The sequence below is a fragment of the Halomonas elongata DSM 2581 genome, assembly GCF_000196875.2.
In the GTDB taxonomy this organism is placed as follows: domain Bacteria; phylum Pseudomonadota; class Gammaproteobacteria; order Pseudomonadales; family Halomonadaceae; genus Halomonas; species Halomonas elongata.
The window spans coordinates 1,682,005-1,700,258 of sequence record NC_014532.2 but is presented as its reverse complement, the minus strand read 5'-3'; the positions used below and the strand labels follow the sequence as shown (position 1 = coordinate 1,700,258).

The 18,254-nt window shown below is 66.1% G+C and carries 14 protein-coding genes; 7 read left to right on the top strand and 7 right to left on the bottom strand.

What is annotated here, in order from left to right; genetic code table 11:
- The first annotated feature begins 29 nt into the window (after positions 1–29).
- Together guaD and HELO_RS08020 are read left to right on the top strand one after the other, a co-directional pair.
- Complete coding sequence (gene guaD / locus HELO_RS08025) at positions 30–1,382, top strand: guanine deaminase (RefSeq protein WP_013332219.1); 1,353 nt, start codon at positions 30–32, stop codon at positions 1,380–1,382.
- Between the two features lie 224 nt (positions 1,383–1,606).
- Positions 1,607–2,449 carry an EamA family transporter gene (locus tag HELO_RS08020; protein WP_013332218.1) on the top strand — a complete coding sequence of 281 codons (843 nt, stop codon included), beginning with the start codon at positions 1,607–1,609 and terminating at the stop codon, positions 2,447–2,449.
- Positions 2,450–2,492: 43 nt separating this feature from the next.
- Here the strand turns inward: HELO_RS08020 and HELO_RS08015 are convergent, their stop codons facing one another.
- From HELO_RS08015 to HELO_RS07985, 7 genes are all read right to left on the bottom strand, one after another.
- Complete coding sequence (locus HELO_RS08015) at positions 2,493–4,247, bottom strand: formate--tetrahydrofolate ligase (RefSeq protein ID WP_013332217.1); 1,755 nt, start codon at positions 4,245–4,247, stop codon at positions 2,493–2,495.
- 173 nt (positions 4,248–4,420) lie between these two features.
- The gene (locus HELO_RS08010; RefSeq protein ID WP_013332216.1) at positions 4,421–5,416 is read right to left on the bottom strand and encodes an adenosine deaminase; all 996 of its coding nucleotides are present in this window, start codon (positions 5,414–5,416) and stop codon (positions 4,421–4,423) included.
- A 25-nt stretch (positions 5,417–5,441) separates the two neighbouring features.
- Entirely contained in the window at positions 5,442–7,187 is a 1,746-nt protein-coding gene (gene cydC / locus HELO_RS08005; RefSeq protein WP_109637403.1) for a thiol reductant ABC exporter subunit CydC, read from the bottom strand.
- On the bottom strand, positions 7,180–8,859 hold the full coding sequence (gene cydD, locus HELO_RS08000) for a thiol reductant ABC exporter subunit CydD (protein ID WP_041602008.1): 1,680 nt from the start codon (positions 8,857–8,859) through the stop codon (positions 7,180–7,182). The genes cydC and cydD overlap by 8 nt, the downstream gene beginning before the upstream one ends.
- A 13-nt stretch (positions 8,860–8,872) precedes the next feature.
- The gene (gene cydB, locus HELO_RS07995) at positions 8,873–9,877 is read right to left on the bottom strand and encodes a cytochrome d ubiquinol oxidase subunit II (RefSeq protein WP_013332213.1); all 1,005 of its coding nucleotides are present in this window, start codon (positions 9,875–9,877) and stop codon (positions 8,873–8,875) included.
- 3 nt (positions 9,878–9,880) lie between these two features.
- On the bottom strand, positions 9,881–11,293 hold the full coding sequence (locus HELO_RS07990; RefSeq protein ID WP_013332212.1) for a cytochrome ubiquinol oxidase subunit I: 1,413 nt from the start codon (positions 11,291–11,293) through the stop codon (positions 9,881–9,883).
- Positions 11,294–11,504: 211 nt separating this feature from the next.
- Positions 11,505–12,488 carry a calcium/sodium antiporter gene (locus HELO_RS07985; RefSeq protein ID WP_013332211.1) on the bottom strand — a complete coding sequence of 328 codons (984 nt, stop codon included), beginning with the start codon at positions 12,486–12,488 and terminating at the stop codon, positions 11,505–11,507.
- Positions 12,489–12,628: 140 nt separating this feature from the next.
- Between HELO_RS07985 and HELO_RS07980 the strand changes: the two genes are divergently transcribed.
- The 5 genes from HELO_RS07980 to HELO_RS07960 all read left to right on the top strand — a co-directional run bounded on the left by HELO_RS07980 (position 12,629) and on the right by HELO_RS07960 (position 18,251).
- Positions 12,629–13,936 carry a paraquat-inducible protein A gene (locus tag HELO_RS07980; RefSeq protein WP_041602007.1) on the top strand — a complete coding sequence of 436 codons (1,308 nt, stop codon included), beginning with the start codon at positions 12,629–12,631 and terminating at the stop codon, positions 13,934–13,936.
- A gap of 16 nt (positions 13,937–13,952) precedes the next feature.
- Positions 13,953–15,629: an intermembrane transport protein PqiB gene (gene pqiB / locus HELO_RS07975; protein WP_013332209.1), complete on the top strand. Its 1,677-nt coding sequence runs from the start codon at positions 13,953–13,955 to the stop codon at positions 15,627–15,629.
- The gene (locus HELO_RS07970) at positions 15,626–16,216 is read left to right on the top strand and encodes a PqiC family protein (protein ID WP_013332208.1); all 591 of its coding nucleotides are present in this window, start codon (positions 15,626–15,628) and stop codon (positions 16,214–16,216) included. Before pqiB ends, HELO_RS07970 begins: the two co-directional genes overlap by 4 nt.
- 143 nt (positions 16,217–16,359) lie before the next feature.
- Positions 16,360–17,661, top strand: a complete 1,302-nt coding sequence (locus HELO_RS07965; protein WP_013332207.1) for a DEAD/DEAH box helicase — start codon at positions 16,360–16,362, stop codon at positions 17,659–17,661.
- Positions 17,662–17,750: 89 nt separating this feature from the next.
- Positions 17,751–18,251, top strand: a complete 501-nt coding sequence (locus tag HELO_RS07960; RefSeq protein WP_013332206.1) for a hypothetical protein — start codon at positions 17,751–17,753, stop codon at positions 18,249–18,251.
- The last annotated feature ends 3 nt before the right edge of the window (positions 18,252–18,254 follow it).

Sequence of the window (18,254 nt, the reverse complement as noted above, 5' to 3'; positions counted from 1 at the left end):
GCCGGATGCCAAGAAGATTGGAGAATTCTATGACCAACCCCCGACCCGCCATGCGCGTTCTGCGCGGCCCCCTGCTGAGCTTCGACGCCGATCCCGGCGATGGCGACAGTCCCGCGTCCGGCAGCGTACGCTATCTCGAGGACGGCGCCCTCTGGCTCGACGAGGGCCGCATTCGCGCCGTCGCCGACTACACCGAGCTGGCCCCTCGACTGCCCGCCGGCATCGAAGTGGTCGACTATAGCGGCAAGCTGATGATGCCGGGCTTCATCGACACCCATGTGCATTACGTCCAGCTCGACATCATGGCCTCCTACGGCCGGCAACTGCTCGACTGGCTCAACGAATACACCTTCCCGGAAGAATGCCGCTTCGCCGAACGCGCCCACGCCGAGAGCGTCGCCGACGCCTTTCTCGACGAATCCTTGCGGGTCGGCACCACCACCGCCCAGGTGTTCTGCACCTCCCACCCCGGCTCCGTCGATGCCTTCTTCCATGCCGCCCGTCGCCGTGGCCTGCGCATGCTGGCCGGCAAAGTGCTGATGGATCGCCACGCACCGGACGGCCTGCTCGACGATACCCTCGGCGGTCTCGCCGACAGCGAGCGCCTGATCGCCGACTGGCACGGACGGGACCGGCTGGGTTATACCCTGACGCCGCGCTTCGCCCCGACCTCCACCCGCGAACAGCTCGACGCCACCGGCGCGGTGCTGAGGAATGCCCCCGACCTGCACCTGCAGACACATCTCTCGGAGAATCTCGGCGAGATCGACTGGGTCGCCGAACTCTTCCCCGAGTGTGAGGATTACCTGGGCGTCTACGAACGTTTCGGCCTGGTCGGGCCGCGCAGCACCTTCGCCCATGGCATCCACCTTACCCAGCCGATGCGTCGCCGACTGGCCGACGCCGGGGCCAATATCGCCTTCTGCCCCACCTCCAACCTCTTCCTGGGCAGCGGTCTCTTCGACCGTCAGGCCTGTCAGGAGGCCGGCCTGGCCACCAGCCTGGCCAGCGACGTGGGTGGCGGCACCGATCTTTCGGGTCTCGGCACCCTCAAGGCCGCCTATCAGGTCGGCCAGTTGCTCGATCAACCGCTGACCGCCTGGCAGGGTTTCTATCGACTGACCCTGGGCAACGCCCGCGCCCTTCACCTTGACGAACACATCGGCCGGCTGCGCGAAGGCGGCGAAGCCGATATCGTGGTGCTCGACCCCGAGGCCACCCCGCTGCTGGCACGGCGTACCGCCCGCTGCCGGACGCTCGCCGAACGTCTCTTCGCACTGATGATGCTGGGCGACGACCGTGCCGTTCACGCCACCTGGGCCAACGGCGCATGCGTTCACCAACGCGACACCGCCAGCCAGGCAGCAGCGGTGGCCAGCTGACCCACTCGCAGCCACCCCGAAACATCGGGGTGGTCCTGCAGGGCGCGTCGATGCCCCAGGCGTCCTTCGCTCTCGTGCGGCTTCGCCGTCGCGATGATCCAGGGCGTGACATCGACCTTTGTGTCGACTCTGTGACATGGTAGAACGAGGCAAAGGATGATGGCGTCTTCGCACGCGTTGTCCGGCACCAGGGATTACCGCTTCATTGACGCAAGGGACATGCATTGACGACGCCCGTCTTTCTCGCCGTGCTGGCCAGCGCCTTGATGCATGCCAGCTGGAATGCATTGGTCAAGGTCGGGCTGGACCGCCTGCTGAGCATCTCGTTGATCCAGGTCGGCTGCGGCATCATCGCGCTGTTCGGTGTAGCCTTCGTGCCGCTGCCCAACGCCGCCGCCTGGCCCTGGCTGCTGGCCTCGGTGATCCTGCATATCGGCTACAACATCTTTCTCGCCCGTTCCTACCGGGTCGGCGACCTGGGCCAGATCTACCCCATCGCGCGCGGCTGTGCGCCACTGCTGGTCACGCTGATCGGCATCGGCCTGCTCAGCGACCAGCCCTCCGCTCTTGGCTATGCCGGCATCGGCCTGCTGGTGCTCGGCATCCTGTGCATGGCATTCCCTGGAGGGCGCCGCTACCGGCTCGAGCATGCCTCGCTGGTCAATGCCTTGATCACATCCGCATTCATCGCCGGCTATACCCTGGCCGATGGCAGTGGCGCGCGAGCCAACGGTGATGCTACCGGCTATGTCATCTGGCTGTTCCTGCTCGACGGTTTTGGCATGCTGCTGGTTCTGGTCGCTCTTCACGGCACTCGAACACTGCCGCAACTCGGTCGCCACTGGCGGGTCGGGCTGATCGGAGGCGCCCTCTCCCTCGGCGCCTATGGCGTCACCATCTGGGCCATGACCCAGGCGCCGATTGCGCTGGTGGCCGCGCTGCGCGAGACCAGCGTTTTGTTCGCCATTGCCATCGGAATGATCTGGCTCAAGGAGCCATTGCGCCGGGAACGCCTGCTGGCCGGAGGGTTGATCCTGGCCGGCGTGGTGCTGACCCATTGGGGGTGAGTAGCGCGTTCGGCGACCCGAGGCGATCGAGTCGCCGAACGCATCAGGAAAGTCCTTCGATCTCGCCGGCTTCGTCCAGCCGCATGCCATCGCTGGCCGGGTGGCGCGGCATGCCCGGCATACGCATGATGGCCCCGCACAGTATCACCACGAAACCGGCCCCGGCAGCCAGTTCGGCCTCGCGGATCGGCAGCACATGTCCCTCGACCAAACCTCGTAGTTCGGGGTCGGCGGCAAAGCTGTACTGCGTCTTGGCGATGCATACCGGCAGGTGGCCGTAGCCCAGCGCCTCGTATTCCTCGAGCTGGCGGCGAGCCCGGTCCTCCAGGCTGATGTCCGCGGCCCCATAGAGCCGGGTGGCAATGCTGCGCACCTTGTCCACCAGGGAAGTTTCGTCCGCATAGGTCAGTGTCGGCGCCGTCGTCGGCGCATCGAGCAACGCAGCCACCCGCTCGGCCAGCGCCTCGCTGCCGGCCGAGCCATCCCGCCAATGGCTGCTGACCGTCATTTCCACCCCCATCGCCTCGCAGGCCTCGCGCAGCACGGCGTGCTCCTCGTCCGAATCCTGATCGTACTGGTTGACCGCCACGACCAGCGGCACGCCAAAGCTGCGAATATTCTCGACGTGACGGGCCAGATTGGCGGTGCCACGACGCACCGCCTGCGGATCGGGCTGATCCAGCGCCTCCTTGTCGACGCCACCGTGCATCTTGAGGGCACGCAGGGTGGCCACCACCACCACGGCATTGGGCGCCAGGCCGGCCTGGCGACACTTGATGTTGAAGAACTTCTCGGCGCCCAGGTCGGCTCCGAAACCGGCCTCGGTCACCACTACGTCGGCCAGGGCCAGCGCCGAGCGGGTGGCCATCACCGAATTGCAGCCGTGGGCGATGTTGGCGAAAGGCCCGCCATGGACGAAGGCCGGGTTGTGCTCGAGAGTCTGCACCAGGTTGGGCGCCAGAGCCTGCCGGAGCAGTGCCGCCATGGCGCCGTCGGCCTTGAGATCGCGGGCCAGGACCGGCGCGCCGTCGCGGGTGCGTGCCACCACGATCTCGCCGAGGCGCCGCTGCAAATCGTCGAGATCATGCGCCAGGCAGAGGATCGCCATGATCTCGGAGGCCGCCGTGATGTCGAAACCATCGCTGCGCGGCACGCTTTGCCCGCCCTGGCCGACGGTCAGGTGACGCAGCGCCCGGTCGTTCATGTCCATCGCCCGCTTCCAGGTGATGCGCTCGGGATCCAGGTTCAGCTCGTTGCCCCAGTGGAGGTGGTTGTCGATCAGGGCGGCCAGCAGATTGTGGGCGCTGGTGATGGCGTGGAAATCGCCGGTGAAGTGCAGGTTGATATCCTCCATGGGAATCACCTGCGAACGACCGCCGCCGGCGGCACCGCCCTTCATGCCGAAACAGGGGCCCAAAGAGGGTTCACGCAGGCAGATGGCGGCGCGATGACCAAGCCGGTTCAGGCCGTCGCCGAGCCCGACGGTAGCGGTGGTCTTGCCTTCTCCGGCAGGCGTCGGGGTGATGGACGTGACCAGCACCAGCTTGCCCCGGGGGCGCTCGGCCAGGTCGTCGGTGAAGGCGTGAGGCAGCTTGGCCTTGGTATGGCCATAGGGCAGCAGATCCGAGGGCGCGATGCCGAGCCGAGCGGCCACCTCGGTGATGGGCCGCGGTGTCACCGCACGGGCGATGACGATATCCGGCGAGCCGGGAGGCGGCCAATCGGGGGAAGATGTCTCCAGCGGCAGGGATTCTTCAGCCAGGGGTTCGTCGTCGTGCCACGGCATATAGTCGGTCATCTCGCCCCCTTGCGAGGCGCCACCCGGTGGCGCCACCGTCCTGAACCCGAGTATTCTCAAGCAGCGTGGAACGCCTCGGGCGGGAACAGCATTCCGATTGCGACGCCGGCGTAGCCGAAACGGACATCACCCGGCGCAGAGTGCCCTGATGGCACGCCCCTTCCCCACAACGTCTAGCCGCAGGTCTTCAGGCGTTCGAGCAGCTCAGTGCGGCGCGTCTCGCTCATGAAGGCGGCGTCGATGGCATTGCGGGCCAGGTCGATGAAGGTGCCGCGTGACCAGTCGAAGGCACGCTGGCAGGCTTCGAAGTTCTCCAGCATGCCGCCACCGAAATAGGCCGGGTCGTCGGAATTCAGGGTCAGGTTCAGGCCCGATTTCAGGAGTTCGGGCAAGGGATGGTCGTCGAGGCGTTCGACGACCTTCAGGCGCAGATTGGAAAGCGGGCAGACGGTAAGCACCGTGCCCTGCTCGCGCAGGCGCGCGACCAGCTCGGGGTCTTCCAGACAACGCACGCCGTGATCCACCCGGCAGACATCCAGCACATCCAGCGCCTCGCGAATGTACTCGGGCGGCCCTTCCTCGCCGGCATGAGCCACCCGCGGCAGCCCGAGGGCCCGGGCTCGCTGGAAGACCTCGGCGAACTTGGCCGGCGGATGGCCGAGTTCCGCGCTGTCGAGCCCCACGGCATCCAGGATCTCCCAGTAGGGTTCGGCACGTTCCAGCAATCGCATCGCCTCCTCGGCAGGCCGGTCGCGCAGGAAGGCCATGATCAGCGCCGTGGACATGTCGAGCTCGCGCTCGGCGCGTCGACGGGCCTGGCCGAGTCCTTCCATCACCGTTTCCAGGCATACGCCCCGCGCCAGGTGAGCCTGGGGATCGACATGCAACTCGACATGCACCACACCCTCGGCATGTGCGCGCTGGAAGTAATCCATGGCCAGGTCGTGGAAGTCGCGCTCGGTGCGTAGAACGCTCATGCCCTGGTAGTACAGGTCCAGGAAGGACTGCAGATCCTCGAAGTCGTAGGCGGCGCGCACCTCGTCCTCCGAGGCATAGGGCAGGCTCACGCCGTTTCGCTCGGCGAGCGCCATCATCAGTTCGGGCTCCAGAGTGCCCTCGATGTGCAGATGAAGCTCGGCCTTGGGCAGGCGCTTGAGAAAGTCCCGCATGAATCACCTCGTTCGATACTTTGCCCTATCCTGAAAGATTCTGACCGGTTGCGCAAAGCGGTGATCCGGTGCGGGCTGTCAGATCGATCGTGCGTGTCACTCCGGGCAGAGGCATGGCCGCGTCATCGTGTCGATGCGCGAGATAGATGACGGTTCGCCCCGACAGCCAGGCATCGAGACGCTCGGCCAGCCGATGCGCGGTCGTCGCGTCGAGACCGGTGAAGGGCTCATCGAGGATGACCAGCTCCGGGTCGCGCAGCAGCAGGCGTGCCAGTACCAGCCGTCGCGCTTGCCCGCCGGAGAGACGGCGACCGCCTTCGCCCACTCGCGTCGCGAGGCCATGCGGCAGTTCCCTGGCCCACTCGCCCAGTTCGACCGCATCGAGCAGATGCCACAAGCGCTCGTCGGAAGCCTCGGGATCGCCCAGGCGCAGGTTCGCCGCCAGGCTGTCGTCGAACAGCTCGCTACCCTGGGTCAACAAGGCCAGGCGACGACGCAGGGCGCGTGCCTGGAAATGTTCGATATCGACACCACCCAGGCACACTCGACCGCTATCGGGTACGATCTGACCGGCAATCAAGGCTGCCACGCTCGACTTGCCGATCCCCGAGGCACCACACAGGAGCAGCCGTTCTTCCGGTGCGATTTGAAGCGAGAAGTCATCGAGAACGGCCGTCAAGGCGCCGGGATAACGCAGACTGACCCGTTCCAGGCTCACCGACAGCGGTCCTGGCGGCGGCAGTGGCCCTTCGTGGGGCCTTCCCGACGGACGACGGGCGGCCTCCAGAGCATTGAGGCGTTCGGCGGCGGCCTGGGTGGCACCGAACTGGGTAAAAGCCATGGGCAACGCCATGAGAGCCTCGTTCATCGCCAGGACAGCCAGCGGCATCATCACCATCACGGGGCCGGACAAGGCCTCGGCCGCCCATAACCGCGCCCCGAGCCACAAGGCCAGCAACCAGGCCAGGCCGACCGCCAGGCCGGCCAATGCCGAGCCCAGAGCCGAGAGTCTTCCCAGCCGGTACTGATCGTCGCGCAACCGCGTTTCGATGGCATCCAGGCGCCGACGCTGCTCGGCCAGCGCCCCATGCGTTTCCAGCTCCGCCATGCCCGAGAGGTGCTCGATCACGCGCCCGCGCAATCTTTCCAACTCCGCCACGCGCCGCCGGCTGGCGGCCAGCCCCCAGCGGGCCTGGCCGATCGTCAGCCAGCACCAGGCGAGCCCCAGGATGAGCCCCGCCGCCAGGCCCGCCGACGGCGCCCATACCGCCAGCAGGACACTCAGCCCGAGAATCGCCAGCAGAGCCACCAGGGCCGGCGCCAGCAGACGCAGGAAGAGGCTGTCCAGGGTATCGATGTCGGCGGTCAGCCGATTCAGCCAGTCGCTGGCACGCCGCCGGCTCAGGCTGGCGCCATCGAGATCGACCAGAACCGCGAACATGTGGCCACGCAGGTCGGCCAACAGCCGCAGCACGGTGTCGTGGTTGTACAGACGCTCCAGATAGCGCGCTACGGTTCGCGTCACCGCGAAGGCGCGAATGCCGCCACCAGGCACGTAGACATCCAGCATTATCGTGCCCCCTGCCGCCAGCACCAGGCCGGCCAGCGCGGTGGCGGTAATGAACCAGCCCGACAGCGCCAGCAAACCCAGTGCTGCCGCCAGGGCCAGCAGCATCAAGGCCGCTCCCGCCAGCAGGCGCCGGCGACGCCGGCCGAGATGCACGAGCCAGGGGCGCAGCGTGGTGAACAGTCCCGGGGTGGCCTCAGCCATGCATCGCCTCCTCGCGCATGTCTTGCTCATGCGCCCCTTCCCGGACCAGCGAAAGCCTGCGCGTCGCCAGGGCCAGGGGCGCCATCCGATGGCTGGCGATCACCAGGGTCCGGCCCTGCTCCGCCAGCGCCGAAAACGCCTCGAGCACCCGGGCTTCGCTGTCGTCGTCCAGGCTCGCCGTGGGTTCGTCCAGCAGCACCAGGGGCGCCGAAGAAAGAAAGATACGCGCCAGGGCGAGGCGCTGGGCCTGGCCGCCTGAAAGCCCGACACCGCGTTCGCCCAACGGCGTTTCCAGCCCCTCGGGCAAAGCCGCGATGAGCTCGCCGAGCCCGGCCTTCTCCAGGGCGAGATGCAGCGACCGATCATCCGCCTCGGGGGCCGCCAGGCGTAGATTGTCGGCCAGGCTGCCATGGATCAGCAGTGGCCGCTGATCCATCCAGGCCACCTTCAGGCCAGTGGCGGCGCGCTGTCGCCCCGACGTCGGGGCGATAAAGCCGGCCAAAAGCTGCAACAGGGTCGACTTGCCGACGCCGGACGGGCCGCTCACACCCAGTATCTCGCCGGGTTGCAGCGCCAGATCCAGGGGACCTAGCACCCGGCCCCGTTCCGGATACGACACCGTCACGGCTTCCAGCTCGACCAGCGCCTCGGTCCGGCACTCAGGCAGCGCCTCGGCGCCGCGCGGCGGGGTTTCACCGAGCAGGGCCACCATGCCCTCCGCGGCCCCCAGGGCAGCGGCGCGGTCATGATAATGCTGCGACAGGTTGCGCAGCGGCTGAAAGAACTCCGGTGCCAGCAGCAACACCAGCAGGCCACTGAACAGGGTCAGTTGGTCGGCCGGCCCGAAACTGATATAGCCAAGCAGCCCGAAGCCGACATAGATGGCCACCACGGCGATGGCCACGGCGGCAAAGAACTCCAGCACCGCCGAGGAAAGAAACGCCAGACGCAGGGTGCGCATGCTGCGCCGGCGATAGTCGTCGGCGGCGGCATGCACTTCGTGGGTGGCTCGCTCACCGGCCCCGAAGAGCTGCAGTGTGGTGATGCCCCGCACCCTGTCGATGAAATGGCGGGAGAGCCGCGATACGGTATCGAACTGCTCGCGGTTGAGTTGTTCGGCGCCCATTCCCACCAATGCCATGAACAGGGGAATCAATGGCGCAGCCAGCAACAGGAACAGGGCCGCCAGCCAGTCCAGCCAGACCACGACGCCGAGGATGAGCAGAGGGATCGCCACCGCCAGGCGCAATTGCGGCAGAAAGCGTGCCACGTAACCATCCAGCGCCTCGACCTGATCGACCACCCGGTTGGCGAGGCTGGCGCTGTGGTGGCCGGCCAGCCCGACCGGACCGAGGCGTTCGAGATGATCGAGCAGCTCGCGACGGGCCCGTGCCCGCACGCGCAGGCTGGCGGTCAGGCCGGCGCTTTCCTGCCCCCATTGGGCCAGGGCTCGCAGCACGATCATCGCCACCAGCACCGCAAATCCTGCGGCCAGCGACGACGGTGCGGCTCCTTCGATCAGCATCGACGTCACCAGCCAGGCCAGCGTCGCCATCTGGGCGATGGTCAGCAGTCCCGCCACGGTGCCGGCGATCACTGCCAGTGTCAGATGACGACGCTCGGTCCTTGCCAGTCCGGCCAGCCAGGCGCGGGGTGTCAATTCCCCTTTCATGTCGTGCCCGGACTCAGTGGTGATAACCGTCACCCTCCCGAACCTTGCCGCGGAACACCCAGTAGGTCCAGGCGGTGTAAGTCAGCACGAGGGGAATCACGAACAGCACGCCGATCAGCAGGAAGAGCTGTGACTCGGGCGCCGAGGCCGCATCCCAGATGGTGTAGTCCGGCGGCACGATCACCGGCCACTTGCTGACCACCAGGCCCAGGTAGGTGAAGACGAACAGGCCGAGTGTCGCGATGAAGGGCTGCCCCTCGCGACGCTGACGCACGGCACGCCAGAGCAGCGCCGCACAGGCCAGCGCCAGCACCGGGAAGATCCAGATCAGATCCAGGTGGCCGAACCAGCGCTCGCGCACCGACTCGTCGACGAAGGGCGTCCAGAAACTGATGATCGCGAAGACCGCCAGTACCGCAATCAGCAGCTTGGGCGCCAGGCCGTAGGCCCAATCCTGAAGCCGCCCTTCGGTCTTCATGATCAACCAGGTGGCACCGAGCAGCGCATAGCCCGCCATCAGGCCCAGGCCGGTCAGCACTGTGAAGGGCGTCAGCCAGTCGAGCGGACCGCCCACATAGACGAAGTCCTCGACGGCGAAGCCCTGGATATAGGCGCCGACCACCACGCCCTGGGCGAAGGCCGCCACCGCCGAGCCCCAGCAGAAGGCACGATTCCACCAGTGGCGATTACGATGCGACTTGAAGCGGAACTCGAAGGCGATGCCCCGGAAGATCAACCCGGCCAGCAGCAGGAATACCCCGAGGTACAGCGCCGGCAGGAACACCGAATAGACCAGCGGGAAGGCCGCCAGCAACCCGGCGCCTCCCAGGACCAGCCAGGTTTCGTTGCCGTCCCAGATCGGCGCCACCGAGTTCATCATCACATCGCGCCCGGCCTCGTCCGGCGCGAAGGGAAAGAGAATCCCCACGCCCAGGTCGAAACCATCCATGAGCACGTACATGATCACCCCGAAGCCGATGATCAGGGCCCAGATCAATGACAGATCGAACATTTCCATGGCTCAGCTCCTGCCCGGTTGATTGGAGGCGTCCTCGAAGGGCACGTGGGCGGCAGACAACGGACGCGCGGGCCGCTCAACTTCGTCGTCGTGGGGTTCGAGGTCCGGCAGCATGCCCTGGCGCACCACCCGGGTGAGGTAGTAGAAACCGGCCCAGAACACGATGGCATAGACGGCGATGTATCCCACCAGGGTCGTCAACGCCATCCAGCCACTCAGCGAGGGCGTGAGCGCCTCGGCCTGGTCCATCACTCCGTAGACCAGCCAGGGAGCGCGACCGATTTCCGTCACGAACCAACCGGCCAGCACCGCCAGGAACGGCGACACACTCATCACCCGCATCAGTTGCAGGAAGCCTCGCTGGTCGTACAGGCGACCCTTGACGCGCAGCCAGAGCCCGGCCAATGCCACACCGATCATCGCCACTCCCAGGGCGACCATGAGGCGGAAGGACCAGAAGACCATCCACACGGGCGGCTGCTCCGACGGCGGCACCTCACTGATGCCCGGCACTTCACCACCGACATGGTGCGTCAGGATCAGACTCGCAAGGCCCGGGATGCCGAACTCGACGAGGTTCCCCTGGGCATCCTGATCCGGCCAGGCGAACAGCAGCAGCGGCGTGTGCGACTGTGTCTCCCAGTTGCCTTCCATGGCCGCCACCTTGGTCGGCTGATGCTCCAGGGTATTGAGGCCATGGAAATCCCCCACCACCGCCTGGGTCGGCGCCAGCACCAGCAACAGCCACAGGCACATCGAGAAGGCCTTGCGATTGGCCTCGGCATCGCGCCCGATCAGCAGGTACCAGGCACTGACCCCGGCTACCACGAAACCGCCGGTGAGGAAGGACGCCAGTACCATGTGAGCAAAGCGGTACCCGAAGGAGGGATTGAAGATCGCCTCCGACCAGGAAGTCACATGGAAACGACCGTCGATGAGTTCCGTACCCACCGGCGTCTGCATCCAGCTATTGGCCGCAAGGATCCAGAATGCCGAAATGAAGGTCCCCACCGCCACCATGATGGAAGCGAACAGGTGAACCCCCTGTGGCACCTTGTGGCGTCCGAACAACAGCACGCCGAGGAAGGTCGCCTCGAGGAAGAAGGCCGTGACCACCTCGTAGCTGAGCAAGGGTCCAAGGAAGTTCGAGGCAGCAAAGGAGAAGTTGCTCCAGTTGGTGCCGAACTGGAAGGACATGACGATGCCCGACACCACACCCATCGCGAAGACCACCGCAAAGACCTTGGCCCAGAACATGGCCAGGCGCTCCCAGGCCGGGTTGCCAGTGCGGTAGAACAGCCCATTGAGCACCGCGAGATAGGACGCGAGCCCGATGGAGAAGACGGGAAAGATGGCGTGAAAGGACACCACGAATGCGAACTGCAATCGCGACAGCAATAGTGGATCAAGTTCCATGGCAGACTCCAGGTTCCCTCACTCAGGACAAAACAGAAGCGTTTAAGCCTCCGTTCATGCAACAGCCTAGACGATAGAAACGACCCTGGGGTTACGGCCTGTCCCGAGCCCCCATTACATGGCCTCGCTCGCCTAGGTTCATGCTATCCCTAAAGTCGGGAATTCCGGAGCGTCGCGTTGTCGCAGTTGATCAACTTATTGTCGCAGGTGGCTAGGCAGCCCCACCCTGCACCACCAGGCTGATCATGAAACCGGTATAGGTCAGGTACATGAGCAGCAGCACTCCGCCTTCGAGACGGTTGATACGCCCCGCACGCCCCCGCCAGCCCAGAGCGAAGACCATCATCAGGGCCGTCATGGCCGTCATCAGCGTCCAGTCTCGCCACAGCACCTCGCTCGCCACCTCGATCGGCGTGATCAGCGACGCAAGGCCCACCACACCCAGGGTATTGAACAGGTTGGAACCCACCACATTGCCCAGCACCAGGTCGTGTTCTCCACGGCGCAGAGCGCTGATCGAGGAGGCCAGCTCGGGCAGAGAAGTCCCCACGGCCACCACCGTCAGCCCGATGATCAGGTCACTGACCCCGAAGCTCTGGGCAATGGACACGGCCCCCCAAACCAGCAGGCGCGAGCTGACCACCAGCAGCAACAGACCGACCAGCGTCCAGACCAGCCCGGCACGCAGCGACATCGGATGGGAGGCAATATCCTGTTCAGTATCCGCGGACATCGCATCGTCGGGCATTTTCAAGGCCTGCCATATGCTGAATCCCATGAACCCCACGAGAATCAGCAACAGCAAGGCTCCCTCGAAGCGCCCCAGAACACCGCCCATCAGCAGCAATGCCGAGAGCAGGGTCACGCCCCCCAGGATCGGCAGTTCGCGACGGATCATGCTCGAGTGCACGGCCAATGGGGAAATCAACGCCACCAGGCCGAGAATCAGGCCGATGTTGACGATGTTCGAGCCGTAGGCATTGCCCAGCGCCAGACCGGGATTGTCCTGGGCCGCTGCGATGACCGAGACCACCAGCTCGGGCGCCGAGGTGCCAAAGCCGATTACCAGCATCCCGATCAACAGGGGCGAAAGCCCGAGGTGCGATGAGGTCGACGCCGCGCCATCGACGAAGCGCTCGGCACTCCACATCAGCAGGACCAGTCCCGCCACCACCGCCAGAACGGGAAGTATCATGGTATCTCCATCGGAACATTCGGGTTTGTATGTTTGACTATGGCCCCTCCGGCGTCAACGTGACACACTTGGGATTGGACTCAATCCGGTGCCAGGAGGATGACCGCCTAGTGCCAAGGCCGGCTTCGCGACCCATCACCATGCTCAGAGAGGCCCCTCTCGTCGATCAGGCCCCGCCCGAGACGCGGCATTCGCGGCGGCGCCTGCGTGCCTGTCACCAGTGCGACTGGCTGATGGCCCTGCCCCCTCTGCGCTCTGGCGAACAGGCGACCTGTCCGCGCTGCGGCCATGCCGAGGTACGTCGCCATCGCTATCCCGCCCAGCGCAGCATGGCGCTGGCCCTGGCCTCGCTGATAACGCTCGCCCTGGCGGTGACCTATCCTTTCCTCGGCTTCAGCGTCCGCGGCGTAGGCAACCGTATCGAACTGACCCAGTCGGCCACCCAACTGATCGGCTACCACGAGCCACTGGTGGCCATCGCCGTGCTGCTGACCATCCTGGTGCTGCCCACCCTCTACCTCATCGGCGTGGTCTGGTTGCAGGCAGGACTGCTACGCGGCGCTCCCCTGCTGGCCAGCCGAGGTATAGCCCGCTCGCTGGCACACTTGCAACCTTGGATGATGGCCGATGTCTTCCTCATCGGCACCCTGGTCAGCCTGATCAAGATCGCCGGACTCGCCCAGATCGAGCTCGGCCCCGGATTCTGGGCCTTCGGCGTTTTCGTGGTCCTGCTGGTCGCCACCACCCAGTCCGTGGACCGGGACTGGCTATGGTTCGCCCTGGCCGGCGAGCCCAGCGCTCCCGAAGGCAGTCGTACCGGGGAAACCGCCGCCGGCCAGGGGCTCACCGGCTGCGCCACCTGCGGGCTCGTCAATCGCCTGGACGCCCGGGGCAAGGGACGCTGCCAGCGCTGCGGTGAACCCCTGCATGCACGCCAGCCCCATAGCCTGCAACGCACCTGGGCCCTGCTGGCCGCCGCCGCCGTGCTCTACATCCCGGCCAACGTCTACCCGATCATGACCACTACCAGTCTCGGTCGGCCCAATCCTTCCACCATCATCGGCGGCGTGGTCCAGTTGCTGGAGATGGGGTCCTGGCCGGTGGCCATGGTGATCCTGGTGGCCAGCGTGATCGTGCCCCTCGGCAAGTTGATCGCCCTTTCCTGGTTGTGCCTGGTGGCGCCGCGCGCCCACCGCATGAATGCCCTGGCCCGCACCCGACTGTATCGCCTCACCGAGTTCATCGGTCGCTGGTCGATGGTCGATATCTTCGTGGTGGCGATCCTGGTGGCCCTGATTCGCGCCGGCAACCTGATGTCGATCACCCCCGGCCCCGCCGCCCTGGCCTTCGGCGGCGTGGTGGTGATCACCATGCTGGCTGCCATGAGCTTCGATCCCAGGCTGATCTGGGACGATCCGGTCGTGCCTCACAGGAAACGCCTCACATGAAACAAGGAAGCGCTTCATGAACGATACTGCCCGCGACACTGATCGGGATGACGAACACCGCGCCCATACCTCGCGCCAGGCCCGGCTGTCGCCGATCTGGATCGTCCCCATCGTGGCACTGCTGATCGGCGCCTGGCTGGTGTACGACAACTACGCCAGCCGCGGGCCGCTGATCACCCTGACCATGGACAGTGCCGATGGCATCGAGGCCGGCAGCACCCTGATCAAGACGCGCAACGTCGAAATCGGCCAGGTCGAGTCGGTATCGCTCTCCGACGACCAGTCGCGCGTCATCATCAAGGCCCGCATGAAATCGCAGGCCGAACCCATGCTGGTCGAGGACAGCAGCTTCTGGGTCGTCAAGCCACGCATCGGACGCGAGGGCATCAGCGGCCTCAACACCGTATTGTCCGGTGCCTACCTGCAGCTCGAACCCGGCCAGAGCGACAAGGAAGCACGAACCTTCGAGGTCAGTGACCAGCCTCCCGTGGCACCACCCGGCGCCGAAGGCATCCGCATCAATCTGACCAGCCAGGTCGGCAACGCCCTCAGCGTGGGCGACCCCATCACCTTCCAGGGCTTTCCGGTCGGTCGCGTGGAAAAGGCCGATTTCGATGTCGACACCCAGCAGATGCACCATCGGATCTTCATCGAAAGCCCCTATAACCAGTTGATCACCCACAACACCCGCTTCTGGTCCACCAGCGGCATCGATTTCAGCCTGAACTCCCAGGGCATCAACCTGCAGGTCGAGTCGGTCGAAGCCCTGCTCGGCGGCGGGGTCACCTTCGGCGTGCCGGAAGACCTGCCACCGGGTCAGCCGGTGTCGCCGGATACCACCTTCACCCTGCATCCCGACGAGCAGAGCGCCCGCGAAGGCACTTTCGACGAATATCTCGAATATGTACTGCTGGTCGAGAATACCGTCAGGGGACTCTCCAAGGGCGCCCCGGTCGAGTTCCGCGGCGTGCGCCTCGGCACGGTCGCCAGCGTGCCCTGGAACTTCACCGCCCCGCAGCCCGATGACCGCGACCGCCTGGCCATCCCGGTACTGATCCGCATCGAGCCACAGCGACTGGGCGTCGACAAACTGGATCTCGACGACTGGCGGGAACGCTTCGACCGCCTGTTCGGGCTGGGCCTGCGCGCTTCGCTGAAAAGCGGCAGCCTGCTGACCGGCGCGCTGTTCGTCGACCTGACCTTCGACGATCAACGCGCCGGCGAACACAAGGCGGAAACCTTCGCCGGACGCACGGTCTTCCCCACCACCTCCACGGGACTGGCACAGATTCAGTCGCAGGTCACGGCCCTGCTCGACAAGCTCAATGCCCTCGAGGTCGCGCCGATCCTCACCGGCCTGGAAGACAACCTGACGACATCGAAGGCCATGCTCGAGGAAGTCCGCAAGCTGACCGCCAGCATGCAATCCCTGCTCGACGACCCTGGCACCCGGGAGCTGCCGGGAAGCCTCAACGCTACCCTGAAAGAACTCCAGGGCACCCTGGAAGGGCTGTCTGCCGACTCACCGGCCTATCGCGAGCTGACCGACACCCTGGATCAGGTCGAGCGCCTGATGCGCGACCTGCAACCGGCGGCGCGCAAGATCAGCGAGGATCCCCGGGCCCTGCTGTTCGACAGCATCGACGCCGAGGACCCGACGCCCCGCGCCCCCGACACAAGGAGCCAGCCATGATGCGTCTTGCCAACCTGTTCGCCGCCTCCCTGGCGGCCCTCTGGCTGAGCGGTTGCGCCACCGGCGGCACGCCGCCGACCCACTACACCCTGCCCGACGCACCGCTGGCCGACGATGCCATCGATGCCTCGACCGAGCGGCTGCTGGTGATACGCCCCATCCGGCTGGCACGCTATCTCGACGTGGAAGGCATCGTCTTCCAGCTCGACGACATCACCGTCCAGCAGGCCAAGGGGCACCAATGGGCCGAGCCGCTGGGCCGCCAGCTCGAGCGCGGGCTGCGCGATCGTCTGGCCACCCGCCTGCCCGACACGCGGATCATGCTCGACGGCGACACCGCCCGGGGCGACGCTCCCCTGAGCCTGCGACTCGAGATGGACCGCTTCCAGGGTCGCCACGACGGCATGGCCGTGGCCGAGGGGCGCTGGCAGCTCCGCGACGCCAGTGGTGAACTGCTGGCATTGACGCCCTTCAGCTTGACCACGCCACTCGAGGCCGATGGCTATCCGGCTCTGGTCCAGGCGCTCGGGCAGGATCTGGACCGCCTCGCCGACCGGCTGGCCACGGCGATCGAACGGCTGCGCTGAGCGTACGACTATGGCATAATACCGCCACTCGCGGCATCGCTGGTCCCTCCTGCCGCGTCTGACCCTATTCCCACGTCCTGATCCGGGACTGGCCGGTCGCCCGAGGCGGCTGGCACGGATCGAGACGTTGCTGCGGAGACTGCATGAGCTTTTCCGACCTAGGCCTGCGGGCCGAACTCCTGAGCGCTATCGAGGCCCAGGGCTATACCGAGCCGACCCCGATCCAGCGCCAGGCCATTCCCGCCGTTCTCGAGGGCGGCGACCTGCTGGCCAGCGCCCAGACCGGTACCGGCAAGACCGCCGGCTTCACCCTGCCGATGCTCCAGCGCCTGGCCGACGGCAAGCGCCCCGCCAAGCGCGGCGTGCGTGCCCTGGTGCTGACCCCCACGCGCGAACTCGCCGCCCAGGTCGGTGAAAGCGTGCGCGACTACGGCCGGCACCTGTCGCTGACATCGCACGTCATCTTCGGCGGTGTCGGCCAGCAGCCCCAGGTGGATGCCATCCGCCCTGGACTGGACATCCTGGTGGCCACGCCGGGGCGCCTGCTCGACCTGCAACAACAAGGCCACGTCGATCTCTCCGGCGTCGAGACCCTGGTGCTGGACGAAGCCGACCGCATGCTCGACATGGGCTTCATCCACGACATCCGCAAGGTCCTCAAGCTGCTGCCCGCCAAGCGCCAGAACCTGCTGTTCTCGGCGACCTTCTCCAACGAGATCCAGACGCTGGCCAACCAGTTGCTCGACCGGCCGACCCTGATCGAGGTGGCACGGCGCAACACCACCGCCGAAACCGTCGAGCAGGCCGTCTACCGGGTCGACCGCGAGAAGAAGCGCGACCTGCTGGCGCACCTGATCCAATCGCAGCGCTGGTTCCAGGTGCTGGTCTTCACCCGCACCAAGCACGGGGCCAACCGCCTGGCCGAGCATCTCGGCAAGCGTGACATCCCTGCCATGGCGATCCACGGCAACAAGAGCCAGTCGGCCCGCACCAAGGCATTGTCGGCCTTCAAGTCCGGCGACCTGCAGGTCCTGGTGGCCACCGACATCGCCGCCCGCGGACTCGACATCGACGAACTGCCGCACGTGGTCAACTTCGAGCTGCCCAACGTCGCCGAGGACTACGTCCACCGCATCGGCCGCACCGGACGCGCCGGCAACGAAGGTCAGGCCGTGTCGCTGGTCTGCGTCGACGAGCACGGCCTGCTCAAGAACATCGAGAAACTGATCAAGCGCGACCTGGTCAAGCACATCGAGCCGGGCTTCGAACCGGACCCCAACGCCAAGCCGGAGCCGATCGAGAACGGCCGTGGCGGGCGCGGCCGCGGTCGAGGCGGTAACGGCGGTGGCAACCGCAACGCTGGCGGTAACAACACCGCCAATCGCGATGCCCCCACCGGTCGAAAGCGCCGGCGGCGCGGCGGCCAGAAGCGAGAGCAGGCCTGACAACCTGCCGGTGTGGCGGAACACTGCGACTTGTGCGACGGTGATCCGCCATAGCCCTCATCTCTATACCTGGATTTGCAAGGAACGCCATGGACACCCAACACCTGATCCGCGACTACCGCCGCTGGCTCACCTTTCAGCGTCAGGCCCAGCTCGAGCGTGAACACAGCGCCGCCCTGCGCGAACTCGAAAAGGCCCGGGTCTCGGCGACGCGCATGACCGAGGCCTATCGCAGCATGGCCGAGAAGGCGGCCAGCGAAGGCGCCTGCTACCGCACGCTCTTTCTGCGCGAACACGACGAGCAGGCCCTGACCTGCGAAGGCTGGCTGTTCGTGCGTCGGGTACTGGCGGAAGGCGGCATGACACGAGTGCGCGCCACCCTGCTGCCGACCTTCACCCTGGAAGACGGCCTGTTGAATCCCGGCGATCTCCCCGCCGAGAAACTGACCCTGGAAATCTTCGAGCAATTGAAGATGAATCAGGGAATGGCCAGCATGGCCAGGGTCGACCGCATCGACAGCAGCGGTGACATCCAGTTCATCACCCTGCTCGACAGCGCCCGAGGCGATCTGCGTCCACATCTCAAGTAAGCC